The sequence below is a fragment of the Pseudomonas putida genome (assembly GCF_050989985.1).
In the GTDB taxonomy this organism is placed as follows: domain Bacteria; phylum Pseudomonadota; class Gammaproteobacteria; order Pseudomonadales; family Pseudomonadaceae; genus Aquipseudomonas; species Aquipseudomonas putida_AI.
In genome coordinates, this window is record NZ_CP158815.1 from 2130350 (window position 1) to 2147230 (window position 16881).

Consider the following 16881-nt stretch of genomic DNA (forward strand, 5'->3'; position numbering starts at 1 on the left):
CGGGATTCCTGAAAGCCCGCGGTGTTCTTGAGTTCATCGCGAGCATGCTCGCTCCTACAAGGGCATCTGCCCTGGGGTTCCAGCCAACGATTTGCAGGTTCGTGCAACCCTGTACGGACACACTCTGTTAAGCTTCGCCATCCTCATTTTCATGTTCCAGTGAGCCTTCGGGCTATCGCTGGTGTTGTCGTTTTCTGGAGTTCTGCATGCTGTTGCCCGTTTTTCTGTTGTCGGCCGCCGGTTTTACGGTGCTGACCACGGAGTTCATCATCGTCGGCCTGTTGCCGGCCATCGCCCGTGACCTCGACGTCAGCATCCCGCAAGCGGGTTTGCTGGTGACCCTGTTCGCCTTCACTGTCGCCGCGTTCGGGCCGTTCCTGACCGCGTACTTCGCCCGTTTCGAGCGGCGCAAGCTGTTTATCTCGGTGCTGATCATGTTCGGCCTGGCCAACACCCTGGCGGCGCTGGCACCGAACATCTGGGTGATGGCATTTGCGCGGCTGATTCCGGCCTTGGGCTTGCCGGTGTTCTGGGCGCTGGCCAGCGAGACCGCGGTGGACATCGTCGGCCCGGATTACGCCGGCCGCGCCATCGCCAAGATCGGCTTCGGTATTGTCTGCGCCACGGTGTTCGGCATTCCGGTGGGCACGCTGATTTCCGATGCGTTCGGCTGGCGCAGTGCCTTCGCCATTCTTGCGTTCATTGCCTTTGCCAAGGCGCTGCTGCTGTTTATCTATTTGCCGAAAACCAACCTGCATCAGCATCAGGTCAGCTTCCGCTCGCAATTCAAGATCCTGCGCAGCCCTCTGATGGTGGGGCATGTACTGCTGTCGATCATCGTGTTCAGCGGCATGTTCACCGCCTACACCTATCTGGCGGACATCCTTGAGCGCCTCGCCGGGCTCGACGGCACGGTGGTCGGCTGGTGCCTGATGGGCTTCGGCGCGGTGGGGCTGATCGGCAACTCCCTGGGCGGTCGCGCGGTGGACCGGCATCCGCTGGTGGCTTCGATGATGTTCTGCGCCTTCATGATCGCCGGCCTGGTGGCGCTGGTGCCGAACATCCATTCGCCCTACGGGCTGGCAGCGGCGATGGGCATCTGGGGCATTACTCAGGCGGCGCTGTTCCTGGTCAGCCATGTGCGCCTGATGAAGGCCGCGCCGGAAGCGCCGGCGTTCGCCGCGTCGCTGAACATCGCCGGGGCCAATCTGGGGATCGGCCTGGGGGCCATGATCGGCGGCCGGGTGATCGACAGCGTCGGCCTGCAGGGCCTGGGGTTCGCCGCCGCCGGATTGATCCTGGCCTCGATCCTGTTGGCCATTGCGTTGATGACCTTCAAGCCCCGGGAAGCGCTCACAGCGCTGTAAACAGCTCGCGTCGGGCACCCTCGGTAATGGCGACAATGCCAGGGTGCTTGACCTTGCGTTCCACCGAAATGGCGTAGAACGACTCGCTCACCGCGTCGGTCTGGCCAATCACCTCCACGCCCATCTGGCGTTTCACTTCGTCGGCAATCACGCTGGGGCCGATGAAGATCCCGCTGCCGGATTGGCCGAAGGCCTGCATCAAGGCACTGTCATCGAACTCGCCGACAATCTGCGGCTGAATCTGCTGTTCGGCGAACCAGCGCTGCAGGCGGCTGCGCACCACGGTTTCCGCCCCGGGAATCAGCAATGGCGCGCCATGCAGGCTGCGGGGGAAGTCCTGGCCGTAACGCGCCGCCAACTCTGCCGTGGCGAAGAAGCTGATGCCGCATTCGCCGAGCTTCTGGCTGTAGCCCTTGATATCCAGGTGCGATGGCATGGGGCTGTCGGAAATCACCAAGTCCAGGCGCTGGATGGCCAGGTCGGCCAACAGGCGTTCCAACTTGTCTTCGCGACAAGTGATGCGCAGGGGGTCGGTCAATTCCATGGTTGGCGCAATCAGGCGGTAGACGATGGACTTGGGCACCACGTCGGCCACGCCGACCCGGAACAGAATCTGCTGTTCATTGGGGCGAGCGCGCAGCATCAACTCCAGTTCGCCACCCAGCTGAAACATTTGTTCGGCGTAGGGCAGGGTTTGCCGCCCGGCTTCGGTGAGCTCCAGCTGGCGTCCGACACGGCGGAACAGTTCGATGCCATAGGTTTGTTCGAGCAGTGAAATCTGCCCGCTGATGGTCTGGGGCGTCAGGTTCAACTGCTCGCAGGCGCGCACGATGCTGCCGGTCTTGGCGACCACCCAGAAGTAGTGCAGTTGTCGGTAATTGAGCATGTGGGTGAAATCCCCAGTTCACATGAATAGTGTATGTTCGTAAAAACCGAAGTATAACCGCCAAAAATACGAATTTTCCTGAAGTGTTCATCTCCCTAGAATGCGTCGCTATCAACGGGCCATCGCAGCGGCCCGTTCGTTCTATCGAGGAAAACATCATGAAGCTTAAAACCACGGCACTGCTGATAGCGTCTTTACTGGTGCTGGCTGGTTGTGACCAGGCCGAAAAGAGCGCTCAGCAACTGATGGGCAAGGCTGCCGAGAGCGCCAAGCAAGCCATCGACGACACCCACAAGGCCGCCGAGCAGGCGCTCAGCGACGCCACCAGTGGTTTGACCGGCAAAAAAGAATCGGCGGAAAAAGACTCGGATAAAAACAAGTCTGCCTCCCAGGAAATCTAAACCGTCTACAACGAGTCAGGACTGACCCATGGAATACCTTTTACAGTTAGCCGCCAGCCCCACCGCGTGGGTTGCCCTGGCCACCCTGGTGGTGATGGAGATCGTGCTCGGCATCGATAACCTGATCTTCATCTCGATCCTGACCAACAAACTGCCCGAGCAGCACCGGCAGAAGGCACGGCGAATCGGTATCGGCATGGCCCTGATCCTGCGCCTGGGCCTACTGAGCACCATCGCGTTCATAGTCCAGCTGACGGAACCTGTGATCGAGATTTTCGGCCAGGCGTTCTCCTGGAAGGACATGATCCTGATCGCCGGCGGCCTGTTCCTGTTGTGGAAAGCCACTACCGAGATCCATCACAGCATGGACCCGGCACCGGAAGATCCGACGTCGAAAACCTCGACCGTAACCCTGGGTTTTGCCGCCGCGATCGGCCAGATCCTGATGCTGGACATGGTGTTCTCCATCGACAGCATCATTACCGCCGTCGGCATGACCGAGCATTTGCCGATCATGATCATCGCGGTGGTGGTGTCGGTACTGGTGATGTTGCTGGCGGCTGATCCACTGGCCAAGTTCATCAACGACAACCCGACCGTGGTGATGCTGGCCCTGGGCTTCTTGATCATGATCGGCATGACGCTGATCGCCGAAGGCTTCGGCGCCCACGTACCGAAAGGCTACGTTTATGCGGCGATGGCGTTCTCGGCGGCGATTGAGGTGTTGAACATGATGTCCCGCAGGGCCAAGCAGAAACACCTGGCTGCGCAGGCATAACCTGCAGCTGAACGAAACGGCCGCCTGCTCTCGAAAGAAAGCAGGCGGCCGTTTTTATTTGGAAGCTTGAAAGTGCTCGTCAGTGGGCGGCGGCATGACGCGTGGCGGTTTTTTCGCTCTGTACCTGTTTGGTCGGTTGAACAGGGTGGTGGTGGCGGCGGGCAATGCGCAGAACGCCCCACAACATGGCGGCGGCAACGGCCAGCCAGCCGGAAATCAACATCACAATTGTCATTGCCAGGCTCATCGATGCCTCCTCTTTGCCCTGCGGCGGGCACACACAGCTTGCAAGTGACAGTCTAGTCGCTACCTTGTTTCAGGCTATTGACCGAAGGTCGACTGTGACCAACCAGTTCGCTCTATCGAAAGCCGTGGACTACTGGTTAAGGCTATACCGACGTCGCTGGGCGTCCTATGATCCACAGCCAAGCCGGGAAGCGGATTGCCTGGCATCTGAACAAGAGAGTGATGATGGTGCGGGTAATTTCTCGGATTCTTTCAGCGGCGGTCATCGTCGGTTGCGTCGCCGGCCTGGCCGGTTGCGCCGGCAGCGTTTCGCCGCAGATCAAGCGTCTGCCGGAGCGAGTCGAGCTCAGTGGCAGGTTCTATCGCGGCGTCTCCAACCAGAGCGGGCCGCAGGTGTTGGCGAGCATGTTGTCCCAGCAGGGCATCGTGATCACGCCGGGGCTGCTGGACAAACCCTTGCACTTGCCGGGCGGCGAGGCTCAGCTGCAGCAAAACATGCAGAACCTGGCCCGGGAATACGGAATGATGGTCTATCCCCTGGACAGCAATCTGCCTGCCTTGCTGACCCAGGTGGCGGCGGGTTATCCGGTGATGGTGCGCTTTACCGAAGGCTCGGCGCTTTGGGCCGAACCCCGTTACGCGATCCTGTCCGGGTATAACCGCCAGAAGCAGACCGTGCTCCTGCGCGCGGGTATGGAGCAGCGATTGCTGATGAGTTTTGGCTCGTTCGAATCGGCGTTCAAGGATGCCGGGGGATGGGCGGTGTTGATTCAGGCGCCGACGCAAATCCCGGCCGAAGTCGATCAACAGCGTTGGCTCAAGGCCGCCAATGATCTGGCTCAGGCAGGCCAGGAGCAGGCGGCGGCGAAGGCGAAAAAGGCTTTGGGCGCGCAGTAGGCCCGTTCGTCATCTGGCACGCACCGCCGGGCGTTCAAGGTATCTGATGTACTAGGTTCCAGACCCCACGGAGGTGCGTATGTCTACCGATTCGAGTTTCAACGACAAACGTCCGGAAACTGTTCCGACGACGCCTGAGGAGAGTGTCGATCCGGTGATGGATCCGGATAGCCCGTTGCGTGATCCGCTGGCTCGGCCTGCCGTGGCACCCGGGGAACACCCGAAAGCCTGGAACGATCCGAGCAAGGGGGATGGCATTCCCGATGATGATCAGATGCCGTTGCCCAATGATTGAGCGATCCAATAAAAAACCCCGACTGGTCGGGGTTTTTTATGGCGGTTGTTTTATTACTTGGAAGCTCTTTTTACTTTGAAGCTCTTTTTTACTTTGAAGCTTCGACTACACCACTTTGGCGATGCTTGAGGTTCTTGTCCGATTTGTATTGCAGGGCAACGGAAGGCACGTCAGCGCTGCGGCCGGTTTCGACCCAATTGCGCAGGCGGGTGGCATCGGCAAAGTGGGTGTACTTGCCGTAAGCGTCGAGAATGACCATCGCCACCTTGCGGTCGCCCATGTGCGTCACCAGGACCAGGCAGTGGCCGGCTTCATTGGTGAAACCGGTTTTCGTCAGCTCGATGTTCCAGTTCGGCTTGTTGACCAGGTGGTCGGTGTTACGAAAGCCCAGGCTGTAGTTGGGCTTGCGGAACGACACGGTTTTTTCCTTGGTGGTGCTCAGCTGCGTCAGTAGCGGGTGCTTGTGCGCGGCGATCAGCAGTTTGCTCAAGTCGCGGGCGGTGGAGACGTTGCGCGGCGACAGGCCGGTCGGCTCGACGAAATGGGTGTTGGTCATGCCCAGCGCCTTGGCCTTGGCATTCATCGCGGCGATGAACGCGGCGTAACCACCCGGATAATGGTGCGCCAGACTCGCGGCTGCACGGTTCTCAGACGACATCAGCGCAATCAACAGCATTTCGCGGCGGGGCATTTCGCTTTTGAGCTTGACCCGGGAAAACACGCCCTTCATTTCCGGGGTGTTGCTGATGTCGATGTTGATGTACTCATCCATGTTCTGATTGGCTTCAACCACAACCAGGCCGGTCATCAGCTTGCTGACGGAAGCGATGGGGACAACCACGTCGGGATTGTTGGCATAGATGACTTTGTTGGTCTGCATATCCAGCAGCAACGTGCTGCCGGAAGCGAGCTTGAGCTTCGAGTTGTCTCGAGGTGCGGCGGTGGTTTCGCCGGCGATGGCAAGAGGCGTGATGAAAGTCCCTGTAAGTGCAAAAACTAGGCTCAGGATGGAAAGACGGATTTTCACGCTGGCAGACTCATAAAGTGTTGATACGCCGTTATGTAACGGGCTATTTCGTAAAAGCGCGACATTCTGGAGTATGGCTGAATAACTGTCGATGGTTGTTCGAGGGTGACGTGAAAGTCCTTGGGAACATGAAAAAAATGTCACTTTCCGGCGGATGGTCATTGCGGTTGAGCGGACAAAAAAGAACCCCGCCATGGGCGGGGTTTCCTGTGTCGCTGACTAACTGAGCAACAGGCTTCAGCTGTGCAAAGTTTCAGCGGCGTACAGCGTGTTTTCCAGCAGGCAGGCACGGGTCATCGGGCCTACGCCACCTGGCACCGGCGTGATCCAGCTGGCGCGGGGCAGGGCGGTTTCGTAAATGACGTCGCCGACGAGCTTGCCATCGTCCTGACGGTTGATGCCGACGTCGATCACGATCGCGCCTTCCTTGATCCACTCACCCTTGACCAGGCCAGGCTTGCCGGCAGCCACGACGACCAGGTCGGCACGACCGACGTGACCGGCCAGATCCTTGGTGAAGCGGTGGGTGACGGTAACGGTGCAACCCGCCAGCAACAGTTCCATCGCCATCGGCCGGCCGACAATGTTGGACGCGCCGACAACCACTGCATTCATCCCGTACAGATCGGCACCGGTGCTTTCCAGCAGGGTCATGATGCCTTTTGGGGTGCATGGGCGCAGCAGCGGAATACGCTGGGCCAGGCGACCGACGTTATAAGGGTGGAAACCGTCGACGTCTTTGTCCGGACGAATGCGCTCGAGCAATTTCGAGGCATCCAGGTGCTCGGGGAGGGGAAGCTGCAACAGAACGCCGTCGATTGCCGGGTCGTCATTGAGGCGATCGATCAGATCGGCCAGCGCTTCTTGAGTGGTTTCGGAAGGCAGGTCATAAGCTTGGGAAAGGAAGCCGACCTCTTCACAGTCTTTACGCTTGTGCGAGACATAAACCTGAGAGGCAGGATCGCTGCCGACCAGGATCACCGCGAGGCCTGGCGTGCGCAAGCCTTGCTGGCGACGCTCGGTGACGCGTTGGGCGATCTGCTGGCGCAGGCTGGCGGCGATCGATTTGCCGTCGATTAGTTGTGCAGTCATTGCGCGTGATTAACCATCGAGAGGGGAAAAAAAGAGAACGCATTCTCGCATGTCATGCGGTGAGGGCAAAGGCGCTTGGTCTGCAAATTCCCCTAACTCCTTTAATTAAATGAATTTTTTTCAAAAAGGATTTGACGACCTACAGGTGGCTCTATACTATTCGTCGCACTTGTCGGGCACAGCCTAGCACTGGTTAAGAAGGTCAAGCGGAATCAAGGTTCTGCGAGGCTGGAAAGCATTTAGTTTGTAGTCCTTCAAGGGTACAGATTAATAAGGCGCCCGTAGCTCAGCTGGATAGAGCATCCGCCTTCTAAGCGGATGGTCGCAGGTTCGAGTCCTGCCGGGTGCGCCATTAGGCAGCATTGGCACAAGTAGCGCGATATGGTGGGCGTAGCTCAGTTGGTAGAGCACGGGATTGTGACTCCCGTTGTCGTGGGTTCGATCCCCATCGTCCACCCCATATTTCGAAAGGCGCCAGATTTAACGGTCTGGCGCCTTTGCTTTAAAAGCTTCAACTCGCGGATGTGGTGGAATTGGTAGACACACTGGATTTAGGTTCCAGCGCCGCGAGGCGTAAGAGTTCGAGTCTCTTCATCCGCACCAAATAAAGCTTCATGCATGCCAAGCAGCATGGTTGGGGCTTAACAAAGAAGTTGTTTGGCTTCTTTGACACGCAATATGGTGGGCGTAGCTCAGTTGGTAGAGCACGGGATTGTGACTCCCGTTGTCGTGGGTTCGATCCCCATCGTCCACCCCATATTCCGAAAGGCGCCAGATTTAACAGTCTGGCGCCTTTTTTGTTTCAGTGGTTCGAGTTTCGGCGACTGCTGGTCAGGGGTCGCAGGGCGGGGCGTTTCGTCGTATTTATGTTTCTCGATGATGCCGCGCTGTCCGCCGGCTTGCTCGCAAGTCCGGCTGTCAGGGAGATGATCGGCAACCGCTTCTATATATAGAAAGGTTGGCGCAGAGCCCTGGCATGATTGGCTGTATTTGCCACCGGGGCGAGGTGCATCCGTGCATTCGCACCTATAAATTGCCTGCTGCGTTTTTACCCGTTTTCAGTAGGGTGACTTCTTGAGTTTGACCCACTAGAATGCATGCCCTTGATTCTGGGGTCGGAAACGGCCGGCTAACGTCTGTGCAACGAGGAATATCCATGCAAGTTTCTGTTGAAAATACTTCTGCTCTTGAGCGCCGCATGAGCATCACCGTGCCGGCTGAGCGCATCGAGACTCAGGTCAACAAGCGTCTGCAGCAGACTGCCCAAAAGGCCAAGATTGCTGGCTTCCGTCCAGGCAAAGTGCCAATGAGCGAAATCAAGCGTCGTTTCGGCGCTGAAGCTCGCCAGGAAGCTGTAGGCGACGTGATCCAGTCTTCCTTCTACGAAGCAGTGGTCGAGCAAAAGCTGAACCCGGCTGGTTCGCCGTCGATCGAGCCAAAATCCCTGGAAGCGGGCAAGGACCTGGAATACGTTGCCGTATTCGAAGTGTTCCCTGAGTTCACCGTTGCCGGTTTCGAGGGTATCAACGTAGAGCGCCTGAGCGCCAACGTTGAAGATGCCGATCTGGACAAGATGCTGGACATCCTGCGCAAGCAGAACACCCGTTTCGAAGTCGCTGATCGCGCCGCTCAGAACGAAGACCAACTGAACATCGATTTCGTTGGCAAGGTCGACGGCGAAGTATTCGCTGGCGGTTCCGCCAAGGGTACCCAGCTGGTTCTGGGTTCCGGCCGCATGATCCCAGGCTTCGAAGACGGTCTGGTTGGCGCTAAAGCCGGCGAAGAGCGTGTTCTGAACCTGACCTTCCCTGAGGACTACCAGAACCTCGACCTGGCTGGCAAAACCGCTGAGTTCACCGTGACCGTGAACACTGTTTCCGAGCCAAAACTGCCAGAGCTGAACGAAGAGTTCTTCGCTCAATTCGGCATCAAGGAAAGCGGTATCGATGGTTTCCGCACCGAAGTTCGCAAGAACATGGAGCGCGAACTGCGTCAGGCCATCAAGTCCAAGGTCAAGAATCAGGTAATGGACGGTCTGCTGGCCACCAACCCGATCGAAGTGCCGAAGGCTCTGCTGTCCAACGAAGTTGACCGTCTGCGCGTACAGGCTGTTCAACAGTTCGGTGGCAACATCAAGCCTGACCAACTGCCGGCCGAGCTGTTCGAAGAGCAAGCCAAGCGTCGCGTTGTGCTGGGTCTGATCGTGGCTGAAGTGGTCAAGCAATTCGACCTCAAGCCTGACGAAACCCGCGTTCGCGAAATGATCCAGGAAATGGCTTCGGCTTACCAAGAGCCTGAGCAAGTAGTGTCCTGGTACTACAAGAACGACCAGCAACTGAACGAAGTCCGTTCGGTTGTGCTGGAAGAGCAAGTTGTGGATACTGTTCTGCAGAAAGCTAGCGTGACCGACAAATCGGTCTCTTACGAAGAAGCGGTCAAGCCGGTAGAAGCTCCAAAAGCCGACTGATTGTTCCAGCGTTAAGAAGTACACACCATAAGCCAGCATTCGTGCTGGCTTATGCGTTTTCAAGACCTAACTATTTTGGGAGTGACTGCAGAGCATGTTCCGTAATTCGTATATTCAGCAGAACTCTGATATCCAGGCCGCAGGCGGCCTGGTCCCTATGGTTGTCGAGCAATCTGCTCGTGGCGAGCGCGCCTACGACATCTATTCGCGCCTTCTCAAGGAGCGAGTGATCTTTCTGGTGGGTCCTGTAGAGGACTACATGGCCAACCTGATCTGTGCGCAACTGCTGTTCCTTGAAGCGGAAAACCCGGACAAGGATATCCATCTCTATATCAACTCCCCGGGCGGTTCGGTGACCGCCGGCATGTCGATCTACGACACCATGCAGTTCATCAAGCCCAACGTGTCGACCACCTGTATCGGTCAGGCATGCAGCATGGGCGCGTTCCTGCTGACGGCCGGTGCTCCTGGCAAGCGTTACTGCCTGCCAAACTCCCGTGTGATGATTCACCAGCCGCTGGGCGGTTTCCAGGGCCAGGCTTCGGATATCGAAATCCACGCCAAGGAAATCCTGTTCATTCGCGAGCGCCTCAATACGCTGATGGCCAAGCACAGCGGGCGCACCCTTGAAGAAATCGAGCGCGATACCAACCGCGATAATTTCATGAGTGCAGAAGCCGCACGTGAATACGGCCTGATCGATGAAGTGATCACCCAGCGCCCAGCTTAAAATAAGCAGCTCAAAATAAGGCTGGTCGGCTTATCCGATCACCAGCGGGCTTGAAAAAGCCCGCAATAGCCTTCATCTTGTGTTGCAAGCCTATCGGATTTGGATCGAACGAATGACTGACACCCGCAACGGCGAGGACAACGGCAAGCTGCTCTATTGCTCCTTCTGTGGCAAAAGCCAGCATGAAGTACGCAAATTGATTGCCGGCCCCTCGGTCTTTATCTGCGACGAGTGCGTCGACCTGTGCAATGACATCATCCGTGAGGAGGTGCAGGAAGCACAGGCCGAGAGCAGCGCGCATAAATTGCCTTCGCCTAAAGAAATCAGCGGCATCCTTGATCAATACGTGATTGGTCAGGAACGTGCCAAAAAGGTTCTGGCCGTAGCGGTGTACAACCACTACAAGCGCCTGAATCAACGTGACAAAAAGGCTGACGACGTCGAACTCGGCAAGAGCAACATCTTGCTGATCGGCCCGACAGGCTCGGGTAAAACCCTGCTTGCCGAAACTCTGGCTCGCTTGCTGAATGTTCCGTTCACCATCGCCGACGCAACCACCCTCACCGAGGCCGGTTACGTGGGTGAAGATGTCGAGAACATTATTCAGAAGCTGCTGCAGAAATGTGACTACGATGTGGAAAAGGCCCAGATGGGCATTGTCTACATCGACGAGATCGACAAGATCTCGCGCAAATCTGACAACCCGTCCATCACCCGGGATGTTTCCGGTGAAGGCGTGCAGCAGGCCCTGCTCAAGTTGATCGAAGGTACGGTCGCTTCCGTTCCGCCTCAGGGTGGTCGCAAGCATCCGCAGCAGGAATTCCTTCAGGTCGACACCCGTAACATCCTGTTCATCTGCGGTGGTGCATTCTCCGGTCTGGAGAAAGTCATTCAGAACCGTTCCACCAAGGGTGGCATCGGTTTCAACGCGGAAGTGCGCAGCAAGGAAGAAGGCAAGAAAGTCGGTGAGTCCCTGCGTGAAGTCGAGCCTGACGATCTGGTCAAGTTCGGTCTGATCCCGGAATTCGTCGGTCGTCTGCCGGTTCTTGCCACGCTGGACGAGCTTGATGAGGCTGCTTTGATGCAGATTCTCACCGAGCCGAAAAATGCTCTGACCAAGCAATATGCCAAGTTGTTCGAGATGGAAGGTGTGGACCTGGAATTCCGTTCCGACGCACTGAAGTCCGTCGCCAAGCGCGCACTGGAACGCAAAACCGGTGCCCGTGGGCTGCGTTCGATTCTCGAAGGTGTGTTGCTCGACACTATGTATGAAATCCCATCGCAATCCGATGTGAGTAAAGTAGTGATCGATGAAAGCGTTATAGAAGGCAAGTCTCAGCCATTGTTCATCTACGAGAACAATGAGAAACCTGCCAAGGCCGCGCCAGACGCCTAAGCGTCGCGCAGTCGGTATAAAGAAGGGGCCTTAGGGCCCCTTTGCTTTTGTGGGCACGAGGTGCCTGTGAGGGGCGCTCAGGCAGTTGACTGTTTTCTCGAGCGGCCACAGGTTCGGCCCGTGATCGGACAATCTTTCAAGTCGTTTTTTTATCCGCTTGTTTTTTTTGAAACTAGCCCCCATCTTGGTTTCACGCTTAATTCCATCTGTTTCCGGCCCTAGGGCCGCCGTAGAGGCGAAATCATGAAGTCAACCATCGAATTGCCTCTCCTGCCATTGCGTGATGTCGTGGTTTATCCGCACATGGTTATCCCGCTGTTCGTGGGGCGCGAGAAATCCATCGAAGCCCTCGAGGCCGCGATGACGGGCGACAAGCAGATTCTTCTGCTGGCTCAGAGAAACCCTGCTGACGATGATCCCGGTGAAGACGCACTGTATCGCGTGGGTACGATTGCTACCGTTCTGCAGCTGCTGAAGCTGCCTGACGGCACGGTAAAGGTTCTGGTCGAAGGCGAGCAGCGGGGCACCGTTGAGCGCTTCAGCGAAGTCGACGGCCATTGCCGTGCCGAAGTCTCGTTGATCGACGAAGTCGACGCGCCTGAGCGCGAGTCGGAAGTGTTTGTGCGTAGCCTGCTGTCGCAGTTCGAGCAATATGTGCAACTGGGCAAGAAAGTCCCGGCCGAGGTCCTGTCGTCGCTCAACAGCATCGACGAGCCTGGGCGTCTGGTAGACACGATGGCCGCGCATATGGCGCTGAAAATCGAGCAGAAGCAGGAAATTCTCGAAATCATCGATTTGTCGGCCCGGGTCGAGCACGTCCTGGCGTTGCTGGATGCCGAGATCGATTTGCTGCAGGTTGAAAAACGCATTCGTGGTCGTGTCAAAAAGCAAATGGAGCGCAGTCAGCGCGAGTACTACCTGAATGAGCAGATGAAGGCCATTCAGAAAGAGCTCGGCGACAGCGACGAAGGGCACAACGAAGTCGAAGAGCTGAAAAAGCGTATCGATGCCGCTGGCCTGCCAAAAGATGCGCTGGCCAAGGCTACGGCCGAGCTGAACAAGCTCAAGCAAATGTCGCCGATGTCCGCTGAAGCGACCGTGGTACGGTCCTACATCGACTGGCTGGTTCAGGTGCCTTGGAAGGCTCAGAGCAAGGTTCGCCTGGATCTGACGCGGGCAGAAGATATTCTCGATGCCGACCACTATGGGCTGGAAGAAGTCAAAGAGCGGATCCTCGAATATCTCGCCGTACAAAAGCGTGTGAAGAAAATTCGTGGTCCGGTGTTGTGCCTTGTAGGTCCACCAGGGGTGGGTAAAACCTCTCTGGCGGAGTCGATTGCACACGCCACCAACCGCAAATTCGTGCGTATGGCCCTCGGTGGTGTGCGTGATGAAGCGGAAATTCGTGGTCATCGCCGTACTTACATCGGGTCTATGCCAGGAAGATTGATTCAAAAGATGACAAAAGTGGGTGTCCGCAACCCGCTGTTCCTGCTCGATGAAATCGACAAGATGGGCAGCGATATGCGCGGCGATCCGGCGTCGGCGTTGCTGGAAGTGCTCGATCCCGAGCAGAACCACAACTTCAACGACCACTATCTGGAGGTCGACTACGACCTGTCGGATGTGATGTTCCTCTGCACCTCGAACTCCATGAACATTCCACCGGCGCTGCTGGACCGGATGGAAGTGATTCGTCTGCCTGGCTACACCGAAGACGAGAAGATCAACATCGCCGTCAAATACCTTTCGCCCAAGCAAATCCAGGCTAACGGCCTGAAAAAAGGCGAACTGGAATTCGACGAGGAAGCGATCCGCGACATCATTCGCTACTACACCCGCGAAGCCGGTGTGCGTGGCCTGGAGCGCCAGATTGCCAAGGTCTGCCGCAAGGCCGTCAAGGAGCATGCACTGGAAAAACGCTTCTCGGTTAAAGTCACTGCAGACGATCTGGAGCACTACCTGGGCGTGCGTAAATTCCGCTACGGCCTGGCAGAACAACAGGACCAGATTGGTCAGGTAACCGGTCTGGCCTGGACTCAGGTGGGTGGCGAATTGCTGACCATCGAGGCCGCTGTGGTGCCGGGCAAAGGCCAGTTGATCAAGACGGGTTCCTTGGGTGACGTGATGGTCGAGTCGATCACCGCGGCCCAGACCGTTGTGCGTAGCCGCGCGAAGAGCCTGGGGATTCCCCTGGACTTCCACGAGAAGCGCGACACCCACATCCACATGCCGGAAGGGGCAACGCCGAAAGACGGTCCTAGCGCGGGTGTAGGCATGTGCACGGCGCTGGTCTCGGCATTGACCGGCATTCCTGTGCGTGCGGACGTGGCCATGACCGGTGAAATCACTTTGCGTGGCCAAGTATTGGCGATTGGTGGTTTGAAGGAAAAACTGCTCGCTGCTCACCGCGGTGGAATCAAGACTGTGATCATTCCCGAAGAGAATGTTCGTGATCTGAAGGAAATTCCTGACAATATCAAGCAAGATCTCCAGATTAAACCGGTTAAATGGATTGACGAGGTCCTGCAAATTGCGCTGCAATACGCGCCGGAGCCCTTGCCGGATGTGGCTCCGGAGATTGTCGCGAAGGATGAAAAACGCGAGTCCGATTCCAAGGAAAGAATTAGCACGCATTAGTACGTATTTGCCTGGGGGGCTTGTTGACAGTTTTTTAGAGCCCTTGTTATAAAGCGGCTCTTAAGTGTCTGTAGGCCATTCAGCACTCGTTTTTGCTTTCACCAAAAAAACTTAGAATCATACTCAAATAGATATAAGGGGACTTAGAGTGAACAAGTCGGAACTGATTGATGCTATCGCTGCATCCGCTGATATCCCGAAAGCTGCTGCTGGCCGTGCGCTGGACGCTGTAATCGAATCCGTCACTGGCGCTCTCAAGGCTGGCGACTCCGTTGTTCTGGTTGGTTTCGGTACTTTCTCCGTAACTGATCGTCCTGCTCGCATTGGTCGTAACCCACAGACCGGTAAGACGCTGGAAATCGCGGCAGCCAAAAAACCAGGTTTCAAAGCCGGTAAAGCACTGAAAGAAGCTGTCAACTAAGTTCGATTCAGTTTTTTGCCTGTCCGGGTCGGGGTCATGCCTGACCTGGCAGCGGAGCGGTAGTCCAGTCGGCAGGTCGCCGGTCCGAGACGCCGAGACTCCCAGGTTGGAGTCAACGGTCCGCTCCGCCAGTTACGAGAAGGCGCATCCTCGGATGCGCCTTTCTTCTATCCGGATTCTACCCACGCTCCACGGTTGCCTAATTTTTGAAGTTCAACCGTTTTTGGGGGACGCATGCTGCAGAACATCAGGGACAATTCACAAGGCTGGATTGCCAAGACCATTATCGGGGTCATCGTTGTACTGATGGCCTTGACCGGTTTCGACGCCATTTTCAAAGCCACGACGCATCAGAACGAAGCGGCGAAGGTCAATGGCGATGAGATCAGCCAGAACGAGCTGAGCCAGGCGGTCGATATGCAACGCCGCCAACTCATGCAACAGCTGGGCAAGGATTTCGATGCCTCCTTGCTCGATGAAAAGATGCTGCGCGAATCGGCGCTCAAGGGCCTGATCGATCGCAAGCTGCTGCTGCAAGGCGCACAAAGCTCCAAATTCGCTTTCTCCGAAGGGGCTCTGGACCAGGTCATCCTGCAAACGCCTGAGTTCCAGGTGGATGGCAAGTTCAGTCCTGAGCGTTTCGATCAGGTGATTCGTCAACTCGGTTACAGCCGTATGCAGTTCCGCCAGATGCTGGCTCAGGAAATGCTGATCGGCCAACTGCGCGCCGGTCTGGCGGGTAGCGGTTTTGTCACCGATGCACAGGTTCTGGCCTTCGCCCGTCTGGAAAAACAGACCCGCGATTTCGCTTCCCTGACCATCAAGGCTGACCCTGCAGCGGTGAAACTGACCGATGATGAAGTCAAAGCCTATTACGACGAACACGCCAAGGAATTCATGACGCCGGATCAGGTGGTCATCGATTACCTGGAGTTGAAGAAGGCCTCCTTCTTCGATCAGGTCAGCGTCAAGGACGAAGACCTGCAAGCGGCGTATCAGAAAGAAATCGCCAACCTGTCCGAGCAACGCCGGGCTGCGCACATTCTGATCGAAGTGAACGACAAGACCACCGAAGCGCAAGCCAAGGCCAAGATCGAAGACATCCAGGCCCGCCTGGCCAAAGGCGAGCAGTTCGAGGCCCTGGCCAAGGAGTTCTCCCAGGATCCGGGTTCGGCGAACAATGGTGGTGACCTTGGCTACGCAGGCCCTGGCGTCTATGACCCTGCCTTCGAAAAAGCCCTGTACTCGCTGGCCAAGGATCAGGTTTCCGAGCCGGTTCGCACTGACTTCGGTTTCCACCTGATCAAGCTGTTGGGTGTGGAAGCGCCTGAAGTGCCGACTTTCGCCAGCCTGAAAGACAAGCTGACTCGCGAAATGAAGGCTCAACAGGTTGAACAGCGTTTCGTCGAAGCGACCAAGCAACTGGAAGATGCCTCGTTCGAAGCCTCCGATCTGGCGCAACCGGCGCAAGACCTGAAGCTGACCGTTCACACGTCCAAGCCTTTCGGTCGTGACGGTGGTGAAGGCATCGCAGCCAACCGTGCCGTGATCACCGCGGCGTTCAGCCCGGAAGTGCTGGATGAGGGTGCCAACAGCACCGCCATCGAGCTGGACCCTGAGACCGTTGTGGTATTGCGCGCCAAGGAGCACCTCAAGCCTGCGCAACTGCCGCTGGAAAGCGTGGCGGGTCCGATTCGCGAGCAATTGGCCAAGGAGCACGCCAGTGCTGCCGCCAAGACCAAGGCTGACGAGCTGATAGCCAGCCTGCGCGATGGCAAGACTGCGCTGAACGCAGCGATTGACGGCCAGAACTGGAAGGTCACCGAAGCAGCCACCCGCGCTCAGGAAGGGGTTGACCCAACCGTGCTGCAAGCGCTGTTCCGCATGCCAAAGCCTGCCGCCAAGGACAAGCCGACGTTCACCAGCGTGACCCTGCCTGATGGCAGCCTGATGATCGTTCGTCTGAACGGCGTCAACGAAGCCGCAGCGCCGACTGAAGAAGAGAAGGCTCAATACCGTCGCTTCCTCGCTTCGCGCGTTGGCCAGCAAGACTTTGCGGCTTACCGCAAGCAGCTGGAAAGCGAGGCGGACATCAAGCGCTACTGATGTCAGCTTGAAATCTCGCGTTACACAAGGACCCCGGCCAGCCAGCCGGGGTTTTTTATTGCCGAAAGCCCGACAGACGCGAGGGATTTTTCCCAAATAACGGAGTCAACACACCTGTAACTGGTTTAAGAC

General features: G+C 57.1%; 15 protein-coding genes and 4 tRNA genes. 15 read left to right on the top strand and 4 right to left on the bottom strand.

The features are described from left to right. Positions 1-206 precede the first annotated feature (206 nt). Complete coding sequence (locus ABTV29_RS09940; protein WP_433769908.1) at positions 207-1367, top strand: MFS transporter; 1161 nt, start codon at positions 207-209, stop codon at positions 1365-1367. On the opposite strand, the gene nhaR is transcribed toward ABTV29_RS09940, so the two are convergent. Beyond that, positions 1354-2253: a transcriptional activator NhaR gene (gene nhaR, locus ABTV29_RS09945; protein ID WP_433769909.1), complete on the bottom strand. Its 900-nt coding sequence runs from the start codon at positions 2251-2253 to the stop codon at positions 1354-1356. The genes ABTV29_RS09940 and nhaR overlap by 14 nt on opposite strands. A 158-nt stretch (positions 2254-2411) precedes the next feature. On the opposite strand from nhaR, the gene ABTV29_RS09950 reads away from it, so the two are divergent. Then, entirely contained in the window at positions 2412-2654 is a 243-nt protein-coding gene (locus ABTV29_RS09950; RefSeq protein WP_433769910.1) for a hypothetical protein, read from the top strand. A gap of 28 nt (positions 2655-2682) precedes the next feature. Continuing rightward, positions 2683-3432: a TerC family protein gene (locus ABTV29_RS09955; protein WP_433769911.1), complete on the top strand. Its 750-nt coding sequence runs from the start codon at positions 2683-2685 to the stop codon at positions 3430-3432. A gap of 79 nt (positions 3433-3511) precedes the next feature. Here ABTV29_RS09955 and ABTV29_RS09960 read toward each other — a convergent pair whose 3' ends face one another. Then, positions 3512-3679, bottom strand: coding sequence for a hypothetical protein (locus ABTV29_RS09960; RefSeq protein ID WP_433769912.1), 168 nt, complete (start codon positions 3677-3679; stop codon positions 3512-3514). A 167-nt stretch (positions 3680-3846) separates the two neighbouring features. Here ABTV29_RS09960 and ABTV29_RS09965 point away from each other — a divergent pair, with 167 nt between their 5' ends. Together ABTV29_RS09965 and ABTV29_RS09970 are read left to right on the top strand one after the other, a co-directional pair. Next, positions 3847-4575: a peptidase C39 family protein gene (locus ABTV29_RS09965; RefSeq protein WP_433769913.1), complete on the top strand. Its 729-nt coding sequence runs from the start codon at positions 3847-3849 to the stop codon at positions 4573-4575. 79 nt (positions 4576-4654) lie between these two features. Further along, positions 4655-4870 carry a hypothetical protein gene (locus ABTV29_RS09970; protein WP_433769914.1) on the top strand — a complete coding sequence of 72 codons (216 nt, stop codon included), beginning with the start codon at positions 4655-4657 and terminating at the stop codon, positions 4868-4870. An 88-nt stretch (positions 4871-4958) separates the two neighbouring features. On the opposite strand, the gene pbpG is transcribed toward ABTV29_RS09970, so the two are convergent. Both pbpG and folD read right to left on the bottom strand, forming a co-directional pair. After that, complete coding sequence (gene pbpG / locus ABTV29_RS09975; protein ID WP_433769915.1) at positions 4959-5897, bottom strand: D-alanyl-D-alanine endopeptidase; 939 nt, start codon at positions 5895-5897, stop codon at positions 4959-4961. A gap of 237 nt (positions 5898-6134) precedes the next feature. Further along, the gene (gene folD / locus ABTV29_RS09980; RefSeq protein WP_433769916.1) at positions 6135-6989 is read right to left on the bottom strand and encodes a bifunctional methylenetetrahydrofolate dehydrogenase/methenyltetrahydrofolate cyclohydrolase FolD; all 855 of its coding nucleotides are present in this window, start codon (positions 6987-6989) and stop codon (positions 6135-6137) included. Positions 6990-7264: 275 nt separating this feature from the next. On the opposite strand from folD, the gene ABTV29_RS09985 reads away from it, so the two are divergent. The 10 genes from ABTV29_RS09985 (at position 7265) to ABTV29_RS10030 (ending at position 16749) form a co-directional block, all read left to right on the top strand. Next, a tRNA-Arg gene (locus ABTV29_RS09985) sits at positions 7265-7341 on the top strand. Positions 7342-7373: 32 nt separating this feature from the next. Further along, positions 7374-7449, top strand: a tRNA-His gene (locus ABTV29_RS09990). 58 nt (positions 7450-7507) lie between these two features. Next, positions 7508-7592: transfer RNA gene (locus tag ABTV29_RS09995), tRNA-Leu, on the top strand. A gap of 78 nt (positions 7593-7670) precedes the next feature. After that, a tRNA-His gene (locus ABTV29_RS10000) sits at positions 7671-7746 on the top strand. A 399-nt stretch (positions 7747-8145) separates the two neighbouring features. Next, on the top strand, positions 8146-9456 hold the full coding sequence (gene tig, locus ABTV29_RS10005) for a trigger factor (protein ID WP_433769917.1): 1311 nt from the start codon (positions 8146-8148) through the stop codon (positions 9454-9456). A 94-nt stretch (positions 9457-9550) separates the two neighbouring features. Further along, positions 9551-10186, top strand: a complete 636-nt coding sequence (gene clpP, locus ABTV29_RS10010; RefSeq protein WP_008034105.1) for an ATP-dependent Clp endopeptidase proteolytic subunit ClpP — start codon at positions 9551-9553, stop codon at positions 10184-10186. A 112-nt stretch (positions 10187-10298) separates the two neighbouring features. After that, entirely contained in the window at positions 10299-11582 is a 1284-nt protein-coding gene (gene clpX / locus ABTV29_RS10015) for an ATP-dependent Clp protease ATP-binding subunit ClpX (protein ID WP_110963885.1), read from the top strand. 243 nt (positions 11583-11825) lie between these two features. Next, entirely contained in the window at positions 11826-14222 is a 2397-nt protein-coding gene (gene lon, locus ABTV29_RS10020; protein WP_110963884.1) for an endopeptidase La, read from the top strand. Between the two features lie 148 nt (positions 14223-14370). After that, positions 14371-14643, top strand: a complete 273-nt coding sequence (locus ABTV29_RS10025; protein ID WP_002552737.1) for an HU family DNA-binding protein — start codon at positions 14371-14373, stop codon at positions 14641-14643. A gap of 234 nt (positions 14644-14877) precedes the next feature. Beyond that, the gene (locus tag ABTV29_RS10030) at positions 14878-16749 is read left to right on the top strand and encodes a SurA N-terminal domain-containing protein (RefSeq protein WP_433769918.1); all 1872 of its coding nucleotides are present in this window, start codon (positions 14878-14880) and stop codon (positions 16747-16749) included. Positions 16750-16881 lie beyond the last annotated feature (132 nt).